This window comes from Phytohabitans maris, from assembly GCF_031085175.1.
Classification (GTDB): Bacteria; Actinomycetota; Actinomycetes; order Mycobacteriales; family Micromonosporaceae; genus Phytohabitans; species Phytohabitans maris.
Genome location: NZ_JAVHUY010000014.1, coordinates 182,948 through 197,114, shown reverse-complemented (window position 1 = coordinate 197,114; position 14,167 = coordinate 182,948). Strand labels below are relative to the sequence as shown.

Here is a 14,167-nt window from a genome sequence, read left to right as displayed (position 1 = left end):
GAGGAGCTCCCACGATGATCCAACTGAGACGCGCCGGCAGCCGGCGCCGCCTGGCGCTCGTCGCCGGCGCGACGGCCCTCGTCGCCGCCGGTGCGATCACGACCGTCGGCGTCACCACCGCGTCGGCGGCGACCGTCAGCACCAGCGTCAACTACGTCTTCGTCAACCGGCACAGCGGCAAGGCGATGGACCTGTACGAGTGGGCCACGAACGACGGCGCCCCGATCGTGCAGTTCGCCCGCAACGACCTTGCCGTCCAGCAGTGGCGCTTCGTCGACGCGGGCGGCGGCTACTACAAGATCAGGTCGGCGCACAGCGGCAAGGTCCTGGAGCTGCCGAACGCCACCGACGGCGCCCGGCTCGTGCAGATGACCGACAACAACAACACCCGCCAGCACTTCCGGCTGGTCGACTCGGACAGCGGGTACGTGCGGTTCATCAGCCGGCACAGCAACAAGGCGCTCGACGTCTGGGAGTGGTCCACCGCGGACGGTGGGCCGATCGCCCAATACACCGACCTGAACGGGTGGAACCAGCAGTGGCAGCTCGTGAACGTGGGCGGTGGCGGGACCCCGCCGACGACTCCGCCGCCCACCGGTGGCTGGCCGACGCCGACCGGTCAGTCGTCTGTGGACGGCACGATCTCGGTCTCCGGCGTCTTCGACGGCGGCATGCGCCGATACTGCTGCATCGGCGACGGCAGCCAAGAAGAATCCCAGGACCCGATGTTCGAACTCTCCTCCGGCGCCACCCTACAAAACGTCATCATCGGCGCCCCCGCCGGTGACGGCGTCCACTGCTCCGGCCCCTGCACCCTACGCAACGTATGGTGGGAAGACGTCGGCGAAGACGCCGCCACCTTCCGCGGCAGCGGCTCACCCACCTTCCTCGTCGACGGCGGCGGCGCCCGCAGCGCCAGCGACAAAGTCTTCCAACACAACGGCCCCGGCACCCTGACCATCCAAAACTTCCAAGCCACCAACTTCGGCACCTTCTACCGCTCCTGCGGCAACTGCTCCACCCAACACCAACGCAACGTCGTGATCCGGAACGTGACGTTGACCAGGCCGGGCAACACGGTCGCCGGCATCAACACCAACTACGGCGACACCGCCCGCTTCAGCGGGATCACCATCGTCAACGACTCCTCCCGCGCCATGGTCATCTGCCGCAAATACCGGGGCAACAACAGCGGCGACGAGCCGAGCCAGGTCGGTACCGGCGCGGACAACACGAACTGCTTCTACGCCACGTCCGACATCACCTACCGGTAGCCGGCAACATCGGTAACCGCCGATTGACAAAGTTTAACGCTCCAACTTAGTGTTCACGACGCGCGGGTGGCGCCCGGCCTCCCGCGCGTCGTGCTTCTCTGGAGGGCACCCATGAGGCGAACCCGTTGGCGGCTCGGACTGGTCGCGGCGGCCACCGCCGGACTCGTCGCGGCGGCCGGCATCGTCCTGGCCACCAGCGCGCAGGCGGCGGTCGGCTGCCGCGTGGGGTACTCGGCCGGCAGCCAGTGGCCCGGCGGGTTCACCGCCACCGTCGGCATCACCAACCTCGGCGACCCGGTCAACGGCTGGAGCCTGGTCTGGACGTTCCCGTCCGGGCAGCGGGTCACCCAGGCGTGGAACGCGACGGTCACCTCCGCCGGCGCCCAGGTCACCGCGACCAACGTGGGCTACAACGGCGCGATCGCCACCAACGCGACCGTCTCGTTCGGCTTCAACGGCTCGTGGACCGGCACCAACACCGCGCCCACCTCGTTCGCGCTCAACGGCGTGGCCTGCACCGGCGCGGTCGGCACGACGCCGCCGACGAGCCCGCCGACCAGCGGACCGCCCACGAGCCCGCCGCCCACCACCCGGCCGCCGACCAGCCCGCCGCCGGCCGGCAACGCGATGGCCGCCGTCGCCGCGATGCAGCCCGGCTGGAACCTGGGCAACTCGTTCGACGCGGTCGGCGCCGACGAGACCGCGTGGGGCAACCCGCGGGTCACCGCCGCCCTGCTGGACAACATCCGCGCGCAGGGCTTCAACAGCATCCGCATCCCGGTCACCTGGAGCAACCACCACGGCGCCGCGCCGGGTTACACCATCGACGCCGCCTGGCTCGCCCGGGTACGCGAGGTGGTCGACTGGGCCCTCGCCGACGGCTTCTACGTGATGATCAACCTGCACCACGACTCGTGGCAGTGGATCAACACGATGCCCACCGACCGCACCAACGTGCTCGGCCGGTACAACGCGCTGTGGACGCAGATCGCCGCCGCGTTCCGGGACGCCTCGCCGCGGCTGACCTTCGAGAGCGTGAACGAGCCGCAGTTCACCGGCAGCTCCGGCGACGCCCAGAACGCCCAGCTGCTGGAGGAGCTCAACACCTCGTTCCACCGCATCGTGCGCCAGTCCGGCGGCGGCAACGCGACCCGGCTGCTCGTCCTCCCCACGCTGCACACCTCGGCCGACCAGGCCAGGGTCGACGAGCTTTCGAACACGTTCAACACATTGAACGACCCGAATCTCATCGCGACCGTCCACTTCTACGGCTACTGGCCCTTCAGCGTGAACGTCGCCGGCGGCACCCGCTTCGACGCCACCGCCCAGCAGGACCTGGTCGACCAGTTCGACCGCGTCCACAACGCGTTCGTGGCGCGCGGCATCCCGGTCGTCGTCGGCGAGTACGGCCTGCTCGGCTTCGACCGGCACACCGGCACGATCGAGCAGGGCGAGAAGCTCAAGTTCTTCGAGTACCTCGGCTACCACGCCCGCCAGCGCCGGCTCACCACCCAGCTGTGGGACAACGGCCAGCACTTCGGCCGCACGTCGTTCCAGTGGAGCGACCCGGAGCTGGTCGCCCAGATCAAGTCGAGCTGGACCACCCGCTCCGGCACCGCCTCCAGCGACCAGGTGTACGTGCCGCGCACCGGCTCGATCACCGCCAAGAGCCTGACGCTCAACCTCAACGGGCTGACGTTCCAGGGGCTGCGGCAGGGGAGCGCCGACCTGGCCGGCGGCACCGACTACACCGTCTCCGGCGGCACCCTCACGCTCACCGCCGCGGCCGTCACCCGGCTGGTCGGCAGCCGCGCGTACGGCGTCAACGCCGACATCCAGGCCCGCTTTTCGGCCGGCGTGCCATGGCGGATCAGCGTCATCACGTACGACCCGCCGATCCTCGCCGGCGCGACCGGGCAGACCGGCTCGTTCAACGTGCCGACCCAGTTCCGCGGCGACCAGCTCGCCACGATGGAGGCCAGGTACGCCGACGGCAGCAACGCCGGCCCGCACAACTGGACCTCGTTCAAGGAGTTCGACGTCGCGTTCGCCCCGGACTACAGCGCCGGCACCATCACGCTCAAGCCGGAGTTCTTCGCGGAGGTCGACGACGGCCAGCGGGTGACGCTGACGTTCCACTTCTGGAGCGGCACCACGCTCACCTACTACGTGACCCGGTCCGGCGCCAGCGTCACCGGCACCACCCCCGACGCCCCCGTTTATCGACGCTCCCGCCACGTCGCTAGACCGGCTTGAGGGGAGCTTCGATCACGGACGTGGGGAGGCGGACTTTCTGGCAGGACCGGGGTGACTTCTGATCGATTCATCTAAAGATATGGACGTCTGTTGGAAAGTCCTCTAATGTCGGTGGCCCCGGCCATCCCTGGAGGCACCCCATGGGCAGACGGTTCCTTCTCGGCGCGCTCGTCCTCGTCCTCGCGTTCACCGGATGGTCGCCGCCGGCCGGCGCCGCGCCGCCGGCGCCGCAGGAGCCCGGCGTCACGCTGCGGGTCTTCGACCTGCAGGTGCCGCTGAGCGGCCTCTGCACGCTCAAGCCCGGCCAGACGCCGAACGTCGACAAGCTCATGCCGACCGTCAACTGGACCAGCGCCGCCGACTTCGGGTTCGAGGACCACTTCCTGGCCCAGGTGCTCGGCGGCGTCGACGTCGCGGCGGCCGGCGCATACACGTTCCGGCTGACCAGCGACGACGGCTCCCGGCTGTACCTCGACGACGCCCTGGTGATCGACCACGACGGCCTGCACGGCGCGACGGCGAAGGAGGGGAGTGCCACGCTCACCGCGGGTTACCACGCGCTGCGCGTCGAGCACTTCGAGCGCGACGGCGGGCAGCAGCTCACCCTGGAGTGGCGGCCGCCGGGCGCGGCCGGGTTCACCGTCGTGCCGACCTCGGCGCTCAGCACCGACGCCGGCGTGGTGCGGGTGACCGCGCCCGGGCGCAAGGAGTGCGAGAGCGGCGGCGACTCGCCCGGTGACGGGCTGCCGCTGACCGGCGTGCACCCCGGCTTCACGCTCACCAACCTGCGGCCTGCCGGGTTCGAGCCGAAGGTGACCGGCATGGACTGGCTGCCCGACGGGCGCCTGGTGATCTGCACCTGGGGTGGCAGCGACCAGTCCGGTACGTCGCAGGCGGGCGAGGTCTACATCCTCGGCAACACCGGGTCGGGCCCCGTCACGGTCAAGCGGATCGCCGGCAGCCTCAAGGAGCCGATGGGGCTCAAGGTGGTCGACGGCACCGTCTACGTCACGGAGAAGCAGCGCCTCACCGCCCTGGTCGACACCAACGGCGACGAGGTGGCCGACCGCCTGGACACGGTGGCGACCTGGCCGCTGGGCGGCAACTTCCACGAGTTCGCGTTCGGCCTGCTCTACCAGGACGGGTACTTCTACCTCAACCTCTCGGTCGCCATCGACTACGGCGGCGCCACCACCGTGCCGCAGCCCGCGCCCAACCGGGGCACCAGCATCAAGGTAAACCGGGCCACCGGCGAGGTGTCCTATGTGGCCGGTGGGCTGCGCACGCCGCACGGCATCGGCTGGGGGCCCGAGGGCGGGCTCTTCGTCACCGACAACCAGGGCGGGTGGCTGCCGGCGTCCAAGCTGCTGCACATCAAGCAGGGGCGGTTCTTCAACCACTACACCACGCCGGCCGGGCCGTTCGACAACGTGCCGGTCACGCCGCCGGTGCTCTGGATGCCGCAGAACGAGATCGCCAACTCGCCCAGCACGCCGCTGCTGATGCCCAGCGGGCCGTACGCGGGGCAGTTCCTGGTCGGCGACGTGACGTACGGGGGGCTGCAGCGGGCGTTCCTGGAGAAGGTGAACGGCGAGTACCAGGGTGCGCTCTTCCGCCTCACCCAGGGCCTGGAGGCGGGCGTCTCCGAGGTCGGCCTCGGCCCGGACGGCGCCGTCTACATCGGAGGGTTGGGCGCCGGCGGCAACTGGGGGCAGACCGGCAAGCTCACGTACGGGCTGCAGAAGCTCACCCCCAACGGCACCAACGTCTTCGACATCCTGGCGATGCGCGCGACCGGCACCGGCTTCGAGCTCGAGTACACCCAGCCGCTCTCCGCCGCGACCGCCGCGAGCCTCGCGTCGCGGTACACCGTGAAGCAGTGGCGCTACGAGGCGACCTCGGCGTACGGCGGCCCGAAGCTCGACGAGGAGACCCTCCCGGTCACCGCGGCCACGCTCTCCGCCGACGGCCGCAAGGTCTCGCTGACGGTGGGCGGCCGCAAGGCGGGACGGGTGGTGTACGTGCGCTCGCCGCGGCCGTTCACGTCGAGCACCAACCAGTCACTGTGGAGCACCGAGGCCTGGTACACGCTGAACGCCGTCCCGGGCCAGGCGCCGCCCCCGCTCGACGGCGTCTACCAGGCGGAGAGCGCGGCGCGCAGCGGCGGGGCGAACGTCAACACCGACCACAGTGGATACACCGGCACCGGCTTCGTCGACGGGTACGGGACGGTCGGCGCCACCACCACGTTCACTGTGGACGCTCCGGCCGCCGGCGCCTACCAGGCCGGGCTGCGCTACTCCAACGGCCCCAACCCGTCCGCCGGGGCGAAGACGATCAGCCTGTACGTCAACGGGGTCCGCCAGCGGCAGATCACGCTCGGCGCCACCGCCAACTGGGACAGCTGGTCGACCGCCGTCGAGACGGTCGCGCTCGACGCCGGGTCCAACACCATCGGGTACCGGTACGACAGCGGCGACACCGGCCACGTCAACCTCGACGCGCTGGCTCTGACCGGCGGCGGCGGGCCGATCCTCGGCGTCGGCGGCAAGTGCCTCGACGTCGACAACGCCGGCACCGCCGACCACACCAGGATCCAGCTGTACACCTGCAACGGCAGCGCCGCGCAGCGGTGGAGCCGGGTCGGCGAGACGTACCGGGCGCTGGGCAAGTGCCTCGACGTGGACAACGGCGGCACCGCCAACGGCACCAAGGTGCAGCTGTACACCTGCAACGGCAGCGCCGCCCAGGTGTGGCGCCCGCAGCCCGACGGCACGCTGCTCAACCCGCAGTCCGGCAAGCTCCTGGACGTGCTCGGCGGCAGCACCGCCGATCGCACCCAGGCGCACATCTGGGAGCCGGCCGGCGTGCTCAGCCAGCGGTGGGCGGCCGGCGGCAGCGGCCAGCGGATCCAGCTCTTCGACGGCGACGACCTCGCCTCCTGGCAGACCACGAGCGGCGGCGCGGCGACCTGGCCGCTCTCCGGCGGCTCCATGGAGACGCTGGGCGGCGACATCCGCACGAGGCAGTCGTTCGGCGACTTCCGGCTGCACGTCGAGTGGTACGAGCCCACCTACCCGGCGGACGTGACCGGGCAGCAGCGCGGCAACAGCGGCGTCTACCTGCAGGACCGGTACGAGCTGCAGGTCCTCGACTCGTACGGCGACACCACGCTGGACAACAGCGAGGCGGGCTCGATCTACAGCCGCCGGGCCGCCGACCGCAACGCGGCCACCGCACCGCAGACGTGGCAGTCGTACGAGGTGGTCTTCCGCGCCGCCCGCTTCGACGCCGCCGGCAACAAGGTCTCGCCGGCCCGGGTGACCATCGTCTGGAACGGCTTCGTGGTGCACAACGACGTCGCGGTCGACGGCCCGACCGGCGGCGGCGCGGCGGAGAGCGCCCTCGCCGGCCCGATCCGCCTGCAGGACCACGGCGACGCGGGCGCCAACCCGAGGTTCCGTAACATCTGGCTCGAACCCCTCTGACCGGGGCGCCTCCCGGGCCGTCCGCGGGCGGCCCGGGAAGCCGGGACTCTAGAGCAGGCCGCCGAGGAGCGGGTCGGTGATGCTGTCCGCGCCGTTCTCGACGTGGCCGGCGAAGCGGTGCTGGAAGTGGGCGCCGCCGGCCACCGTGACGGTCAGGTCGTACCAGCCGTGGGTGCGCTCGAGCGACCAGGTCTGGCGCCGGATCTCGCCCGGGCGCAGCGTGAGCGTGACCGGCCGGCCGCGGTAGCCGTCGCGGACCGTGAGGGAGACCCGCTCGCCGGCCCGGTTGCGAAACTCCAGCGCCAGGTCGAGGTGGCGTGGGTCGTACCCCGGCTTGATCTCCAGGTCGGGCGCGGCGGCGCCGCCCTGGAAGCGGCGGAAGAAGCCGTTCGGGCCGTGTACCGACAGGTCGTAGCCGTCGGTGAACGGCCAGGTGTCGGTCAGGCGCTTGCCGGCCTCGACGGTGTAGCCGCGCGGCGGCGCGGTGCTGAGCGCCTCGCGGACCTGAAACACCGCGGCGGCCGCGCCGGTGTTGCGGAAGTCGACGGTCACCGCGCCGGCGCCCGCGCGGGCGGTGGCGTGCAGCTCGTAGGGGAGGGCGCGGGCGGGCTTGACGCCCCGCTCCTGCTTCGGCAGCGCCTGGTCGGCCGGGGGCACCGGCACCTCGTCGGGGAAGCGGACCAGGTCGTCCGGCTTGAGGTCGTCGGTGTCGGGGAGCCGGACCGGGCGCGAGCGGTTCGGGTTTTCGAAGTCGAACGCCGAGGTGAGGTCGCCGACGACCGCGCGCCGCCACGGGGTGATGTTGGACTCCACCAGGTCCCGGCCGCGGTGCCCGAACCGCGCCTCAAGGAACTTGATCAGCGAGGTGTGGTCGAACAGCTGCGAGTTGACCCAGCCGCCCCGGGTCCACGGCGACACGACGATCATCGGTACCCGGATGCCGAGGCCGTAGGGTCCGGCGCCGAGGCCGGGCTGGCCGGGGAAGATCTCGTTGGTGACCGGGACCGTGGAGAGGCCGTGCGCCCGGGTCGCCGGCGGCGTGGGCGGCGGCAGGTGGTCGAAGAAGCCACCCTCCTCGTCGTACGTGACGAACAGCGCCATCCTGCTCCACACCTCGGGGTTGGCGGCGAGGATGTCGATGACCCGGGAGACGTACCAGGCGCCGAAGCCGGGCTCCCAGTTCGGGTGCTCGGTGTACGCCTCCGGGGCCACGATCCACGACACCTGGGGCAGCCGCCCGCGCCGCACGTCCTCGCGGAAGTCGGTGAGCAGGGCCAGCGGGTCGCGGCCGAGCGCGTTCACCTCGGTGCCGGTCCTGGCCTTGTCGGCCAGCGGCTCGCCGGGGCGCGCGTTCTGGTACTGGTGGAAGTAGAGCAGCGAGTTGTCGCCGTAGTTGCCGATGTACGGGTCGCCGGTCCAGCCCCACGAGCCGCCGGCGTCGAGGCCGAGGCCGACGTCCTGGTAGATCTTCCACGAGACGCCGTTGCGCTCCAGCCGCTCGGGGTAGGTCGACCAGTCGTACCCGAGCTCGGCGTTGGTGACGACCGGGCCGCCGGCCTTCCCGTCGTTGCCGACCCAGCCGGACCACATGTGGTACCGGTTGGGGTCGGTCGGGCCGATCAGCGAGCAGTGGTAGTTGTCGCAGACGGTGAACGCGTCGGCGAGCGCGAACTGGTACGGCAGGTCGCCGCGGGTGTGGTACGTCATCGCGGTGACGCCCTTGTTGGGCACCCACCTGTCGAAGCGCCCCTCGTTCCAGGCGGCGTGGCCGTCGTTCCAGCCGTGCGGCGGGTCGGGCAGGAAGGTCTGGCCCAGGTCGGGCACCTCGGGGCGGAACGGCAGCAGCTCGCCGTCGCCGTCCGGCTGGTGCCACACGCTCTTGCCGGAGGGCAGGTCGACCGGGTGCGGGTCGCCGAAGCCGCGCACGCCGCGCATCGTGCCGAAGTAGTGGTCGAACGACCGGTTCTCCTGCATCAGGAAGATGACGTGCTCGACGTCCCGGATCGACCCGGTGCGGTGGTGCGCCGGGATGGCCAGGGCCTTGTCGAGGCCGGCCGGCAGCGCCGCGCCGACCGCGGGCGCCCCGACCATCTTGAGGAACTGACGGCGATCCAGCGGGTTCATCTCGCGGCCCTCCCGGGGAGTCTGGCACGTGGCTCCCGGAAGCTATCGGCGCGGGGTGGACGCCAAGTGTCCAGTTTCCGGCTGGTGGTGGTCGTGATGCTGGCGGCGGCGCTGCCGCCCGGCCGGACCGGCTAAGCTGGGCGTCGCTTTTTCCGCGCCGTCCCCGATCCTTGGCAGGGGTGCCGATGGACCAGCCGCCGTGGGCGGAAGGTATCGACCTTTCCCGACCCAGCCCGGCCCGCGTGTACGACTACCTGCTCGGCGGCGGGCACAACTTCGCCTCCGACCGCGCGCTGGCCGAGCGGATGCTGGCGACCGAGCCCGACGCGCGGCGCTGGGCGGCCGCCAACCGCGGCTTCCTGGGGCGCGCGGTCGAGGCGCTGCTGGACGCGGGGGTGCGGCAGTTCATCGACCTGGGCGCGGGCATCCCGACCGTGGGCAACGTGCACGACATCGCGCTCGGCGCCACTTCGGACGCGCGGGTGGTGTACGTCGACGTGGACCAGGTGGCGGTGACCCACAGCCGGCACCTGGTGGCCGACGTGTCGGACCGGGTGGGCGTGGTCCAGGCCGACCTGCGCGCCCCGGCGGCGGTGCTCGGCGACCCGGTCACCCGGCGGCTGATCGACTTCGACCGCCCGGTCGGCGTCCTGATGGTCGCGGTCCTGCACTTCGTCCCGGACGCGGACGACCCGTGCGGCTTCCTGGCGGCCTACCGCGACGCCGTCCCGAGCGGCAGCGGCCTGGTCATCTCGCACATGTCGTACCCGGCGAAGATGACCGACGAGGTCAAGGAGACCGTGAAGACCTACAACTCCAGCGCCGCGCCGCTGACCTTTCGCACCCGCGCCGAGGTCGAGGCGCTGTTCGCCGGCTGGTGGCTGATGGACCCGGGCGTGGTCCCGGTGCTGCAGTGGCGCCCGCCGGCCGGTTCGGGCGACGCCGGCGCGCCGGAGATACCGGGCCTGGTCGGCGTCGCGACCAAGGCGTAGCGCCGAGGGCGCGGGTCAGCGCAGCGGCCGGCAGTACAGCGCGTCGGGCGTCTTCCGGGAGCCGAGCCGGCCGGTGTAGGCGATCCCGGCCGCGTACTCGCCGCCGGCGCACTGGCCCTTGTAGTGGCCGTTCGCGAAGTCGCCGCCGGGCGCGCCGGCCGGGCGGCTGTCGCCGCGGTCGAACCACACCGTGCGCCCGCCCGCCGGGAACGCGCCGCCGGACGCGGCGCAGAGCGCGCTGGAGACGGCGGCGCCGCGGACCGCGTACCCGACGAGGAAGGCGCCCGGCGGGCACTGCAGCTTCGTGTAGCCGGAGGCCCAGTCGCCGCCCGGCGGCACGTGCCGCTCGTCGACGACGACCTCGTACCCGGCCGAGGGTGGCCAGAGCCCGGCGGCGCCGGTGTCGGTACAGAGTCCGCGGTTGCCGGTGTGGCTCAGCCCGGCGAGCCGCTGCCCGTCCGGGCAGGCGGCCTTGCGCGCGCCCGGGTCCCAGTCCGGCCGGGCCCGCATCCGCGCCGACCGGACGAAGTCGCCGTGGTCCGGGCTCAGCATCGACCAGCGCGGCACCGGATCCACGTGCCCGGTGCGGCCGGCGTGACCGACCAGCCGGGTCCAGTCGGCGGCCCGCCAGTCGTCCCCGTCGTAGAGGCCCATCCGGCCGCCGGCCCGGTCCCAGTGCAGCAGCGCCCAGCCGTTGCCGGTGCGGTCGTCGTGCCAGCCGACCAGCGGCCAGTACGCGAAGTCGGCGTCGGTCTGGACGAGGTAGTCGACGAAGTTGGCGAACCAGGCCCGCTGCTTCACCCCGGTCTCGGCCCGCCCGCCGACGCCGAACTCGCTGACCCAGACCGGCGCGGTGAAGTGCTGCTCGGCCTCGGCCGCCACGTACATCGCCTGCCGGTACAGCACGTCGTGCAGCTCGGCGCGGGTCAGGTCACGGTAGCGCGGGTCGGTGGTCTCGCCGACCCCGGTCGCGCCGCTGTGGTTGGGGCCGGTGTAGTCGTAGAAGTGGGCCGAGTAGACGAGCTTGCCGGAGGCGGTCAGGGTGTGCGAGAGCCACCGTACCGGCGCCAGCGTCGGGCGCTCGTGGAAGAACCCGTCGACCGGGATCCCCACCCAGTTGATCCCTTCCACGACGATCAGCAGGTCGGGGTTGGCCTCGGCCAGGATCCGCTCGCCGGCCCGCTGCGACGCGGCGAACCAGTCGTGGTCGTCGCCGAGCCCCCAGTTCGGGTCGTCCCACACCGAGCGGCGTACCTCGTTGTAGAGGTCGGCGCCGACCACCCGCGGGTTGGCGCGGTAGCGGCGGGCCATGAACAGCCAGTCCGACTCCCAGGCGGCGGCGCTCTGGCTGGCGTTCCACCGTTCGTTGCCGTCGACGCCGCAGCACCAGCGGGTGGTGTTGGTGTGGTTGTTGAGGATCACCGCCAGGTCGGCGGCGGTGAGCGCGGCGACCACCGCGTCGTACACCTCCAGCGGCGTCCGGCCGCGCAGGTGCGGGTTGGCCGCCACGGCCGCGTCGGTGACCGGGCGGGTGTCGCGGATCATCTCGTTGGAGAACGGGAGCCGGACGCTGTTGAGGCCGATCTCCCGGAAACCGGCGACGATCTCCGCGATCGGCGCCCGGTCGAGGCCGAGCGGCACCCGCCCCGAGTTCTCCCCGGCGTGGTGGTTGGCGTCCTGCTCCGGGTCGCCCGAGCCGGTCCAGGTGCCGCTGGCCCCGTGCCAGTTGCCGGACCTCAGCTTGAAGCGGTCACCGTTGGCGTCCACGATGTACCGCCCGCGGGTGCTCAACGGCGGCACCCACGCGGCCGCGGCCGTCCCGCGCTCGCCCACCGCGGCCTCCGCGCCGCCCGCCGCGGCGGCGGGCGGCGCGAGGGGGAGGAGGACCAGGCAGGCAGCGAGCGAGCTGACGACCGGGCGCCCCGGGATCATCGGTCCTCCAGCGACAGATGGACATGTATCGACCATCATGCCGGAACGTCGTCAGAACGCCAGCCTTTCGCGGACCGACGGGGAGAGCGCTTCCGCGGAGATGACCACCACGAACGAGTGGGCCACGTCGTCGGCCGGCCCGTCGCCGTCGAAGTGCGGCGGGACGACCGCCTCCTGGCGGCCGGTGCGCAGGTCCAGCGCCATGTACCGGGCCTCCTGCGGCGGTGCGGGGGAGGCCGACGGCGAGCCGGGCGCCACGTACGGGTCCGGGGCGGTCTGTACCAGGATCTGGTCGGTGCCGCGCCAGCTCAGGAACCGCGCCCACGGCTTGCGGCACCGCGGGACCGCGGTGGGCGCCGGGGTCTCCGCGCAGGTCCGGTCGCCCGTCGCGGTGCCGTACCGGATCGCGCCGGTCTCGTCCACCACCGCGTAGTCGGTGGTCGCGAGGCCGGTCCGGACCAGGATCCCGGCCCCGCCCCGGTGGACGCTCACGAACCCGGTGTCGTCCGGCAGCGGCAGCGTCCGGACCAGGCGGCCGTCGAAGTCGGTGAGGCCCGTGCCGAACAGCAGGTGCCGGCTGTCCGGGGCGAAGGCCACCTCCGGCGTCCGCTCGTCCATCATGGCGACGGGCAGCAGCGGCAGTCCGGGCGTCCGGGGTTCGGCTTTCGGGGTGGACTGCTCCTGGGACGCGTAGAGGCTCGCGGTGTCGAACCGCCGTACCTGGCCCGTCTCCAGGTCGACGACCACGATGTCGGCGGCCTGTGCGGCGTCGCTCCAAGCCCGGGCCGCGGCGTACCGCCCGTCCGGGGAGATGGTCGCGTAGTCGGGCCGGATCGGGATGTCGTACCAGCGGATGGCCCCGGTCGTGGTCTCGTACCGGCCGAGCTTGGCCTGGGTCTGCGCGCCGTCCCCCTTGGGGAGCACCGCCGCGTACCGCAGGTCGCTCGTCGGCTCGGAGACCGTCTTGACCAGCGCGTCCCGGTAGTCGCCGGTCGCCGGGTCGAGCACCTCCCAGCGGTGCACGTCCGACTCCCGCGCGGACGGGGCCAGGTACTCGGTGTGCCGCACCGCGAAGACCGCGTTCTGCGGTCGGGCGGTCGCCGGCGTGGGCGGCTCCCCGCCGGCCAGGAGCGTGAAGGGCAGCGCCACCGCCGCGGCGGCGGCCACCGCGGCCGCCCCGACGGTCGTCGTCCGCCAGCGGCGGCGGCGCCTACCGGCCGCGAGCGCCCGTTCCCCCAGCCCCGCGGGCATCTCGGCCGGGTCGGTCAGGTCGGTCAGGCTTTCCCGTAGCAGGTCTGGAAGGCTGTTCATCGGACACTCTCCCGAAAGGTGTGGAGCCCGGCGAGCTCCGGCGCGATCTCCCGGAGCCGGGCCAGCGCGCGGTGTGTCTGGCTGCGGACGGTGCTCGGCGAGCAGCCCAGGACCTGGGCGGCTTCGACGTCGGACAGGTCCTCGAAGAAGCGGGCGACCAGCACCGCCCGCTGCCTCGGCCCCAGCCGCATCAGCGCCTGCCGCAGCTGGAGCCGCCGCTCGCTGGCGTCGGCCTCGTCGCGCGGGTCCGCCCGGTCCGGCACGTGGCTGGCCGGCACCTCCCGGAGCCGGCCGCGGCGGCGCCACGCGGTGATCTGGCTGTGGTACATGGCCCGGCGCACGTACGCCTCCGGGTCGCCGCGCACGTGCCGCCACCGGGCGTACGTGCGGGCCAGCGCGTCCTGCAGCAGGTCCTCGGCCGCGTGGTGCCCGCCGGTCAGCGCCAGCGCCACCCGAAACATCTGGTCGCCACGGCCGGCGACGAAAAGCTTGAACTGCTCACTCTCCGAATCACCCACGACCCCTCGCCTTCACTGCGCCTCACCGCCTCACCCTCGAAGACGAGCGAGGGGTGCCGGAGCGCTGCAACCCACTCTCAGATCGCCGCCGGGCGTTCCACGCCGGGCGGGGCGCGCGGCGGCCGGCGGGTGGCGATCCAGGGGGTGCGGCCGGGGCGCTGCAACAAACCTGCAAACGGTAGACCTTGCCTTCGGGGAAAACGCTTTCCTACGATGGCGTTCCGTCGATGTTTCGCTTTGGGGCCGGGCGAGGGCATTTCGGGCGATGCCCA

General features: G+C 72.3%; 8 protein-coding genes. 4 read left to right on the top strand and 4 right to left on the bottom strand.

Annotated features, from left to right (window positions below):
- Positions 1–14: 14 nt before the first annotated feature.
- The 3 genes from RB614_RS17155 to RB614_RS17145 all read left to right on the top strand — a co-directional run bounded on the left by RB614_RS17155 (position 15) and on the right by RB614_RS17145 (position 7,018).
- Positions 15–1,274, top strand: a complete 1,260-nt coding sequence (locus RB614_RS17155; protein WP_308713510.1) for a pectate lyase — start codon at positions 15–17, stop codon at positions 1,272–1,274.
- Positions 1,275–1,385: 111 nt separating this feature from the next.
- Positions 1,386–3,530 (top strand): cellulase family glycosylhydrolase, encoded by a 2,145-nt coding sequence (locus tag RB614_RS17150; protein WP_308713509.1) that lies wholly within the window; start codon positions 1,386–1,388, stop codon positions 3,528–3,530.
- A 140-nt stretch (positions 3,531–3,670) separates the two neighbouring features.
- Positions 3,671–7,018 carry a 3-keto-alpha-glucoside-1,2-lyase-like domain-containing protein gene (locus RB614_RS17145; RefSeq protein ID WP_308713508.1) on the top strand — a complete coding sequence of 1,116 codons (3,348 nt, stop codon included), beginning with the start codon at positions 3,671–3,673 and terminating at the stop codon, positions 7,016–7,018.
- A gap of 48 nt (positions 7,019–7,066) precedes the next feature.
- Here RB614_RS17145 and RB614_RS17140 read toward each other — a convergent pair whose 3' ends face one another.
- Positions 7,067–9,142: a phosphocholine-specific phospholipase C gene (locus RB614_RS17140; protein WP_308713507.1), complete on the bottom strand. Its 2,076-nt coding sequence runs from the start codon at positions 9,140–9,142 to the stop codon at positions 7,067–7,069.
- 185 nt (positions 9,143–9,327) lie between these two features.
- On the opposite strand from RB614_RS17140, the gene RB614_RS17135 reads away from it, so the two are divergent.
- Complete coding sequence (locus tag RB614_RS17135) at positions 9,328–10,134, top strand: SAM-dependent methyltransferase (RefSeq protein WP_308713506.1); 807 nt, start codon at positions 9,328–9,330, stop codon at positions 10,132–10,134.
- A 15-nt stretch (positions 10,135–10,149) separates the two neighbouring features.
- Here RB614_RS17135 and RB614_RS17130 read toward each other — a convergent pair whose 3' ends face one another.
- Genes RB614_RS17130 through RB614_RS17120 form a run of 3 tightly spaced genes read right to left on the bottom strand, consistent with a single transcriptional unit; the run spans position 10,150 to position 13,895 of the window.
- Positions 10,150–12,066 (bottom strand): glycoside hydrolase family 5 protein, encoded by a 1,917-nt coding sequence (locus tag RB614_RS17130; RefSeq protein ID WP_308713505.1) that lies wholly within the window; start codon positions 12,064–12,066, stop codon positions 10,150–10,152.
- Positions 12,067–12,117: 51 nt separating this feature from the next.
- On the bottom strand, positions 12,118–13,377 hold the full coding sequence (locus tag RB614_RS17125; protein WP_308713504.1) for an NHL repeat-containing protein: 1,260 nt from the start codon (positions 13,375–13,377) through the stop codon (positions 12,118–12,120).
- On the bottom strand, positions 13,374–13,895 hold the full coding sequence (locus RB614_RS17120) for a SigE family RNA polymerase sigma factor (protein WP_308713503.1): 522 nt from the start codon (positions 13,893–13,895) through the stop codon (positions 13,374–13,376). Before RB614_RS17120 ends, RB614_RS17125 begins: the two co-directional genes overlap by 4 nt.
- Positions 13,896–14,167: the final 272 nt, after the last annotated feature.

Bases quoted from the DNA above. Each gene is read 5' to 3' on its own strand.
- RB614_RS17145 (WP_308713508.1), top strand. From the start codon at position 3,671: ATGGGCAGACGGTTCCTTCTCGGCGCGCTCGTCCTCGTCCTCGCGTTC.
- RB614_RS17140 (WP_308713507.1), bottom strand. From the start codon at position 9,142: ATGAACCCGCTGGATCGCCGTCAGTTCCTCAAGATGGTCGGGGCGCCC.
- RB614_RS17155 (WP_308713510.1), top strand. From the start codon at position 15: ATGATCCAACTGAGACGCGCCGGCAGCCGGCGCCGCCTGGCGCTCGTC.
- RB614_RS17130 (WP_308713505.1), bottom strand. From the start codon at position 12,066: ATGATCCCGGGGCGCCCGGTCGTCAGCTCGCTCGCTGCCTGCCTGGTC.
- RB614_RS17150 (WP_308713509.1), top strand. From the start codon at position 1,386: ATGAGGCGAACCCGTTGGCGGCTCGGACTGGTCGCGGCGGCCACCGCC.
- RB614_RS17135 (WP_308713506.1), top strand. From the start codon at position 9,328: ATGGACCAGCCGCCGTGGGCGGAAGGTATCGACCTTTCCCGACCCAGC.
- RB614_RS17125 (WP_308713504.1), bottom strand. From the start codon at position 13,377: ATGAACAGCCTTCCAGACCTGCTACGGGAAAGCCTGACCGACCTGACC.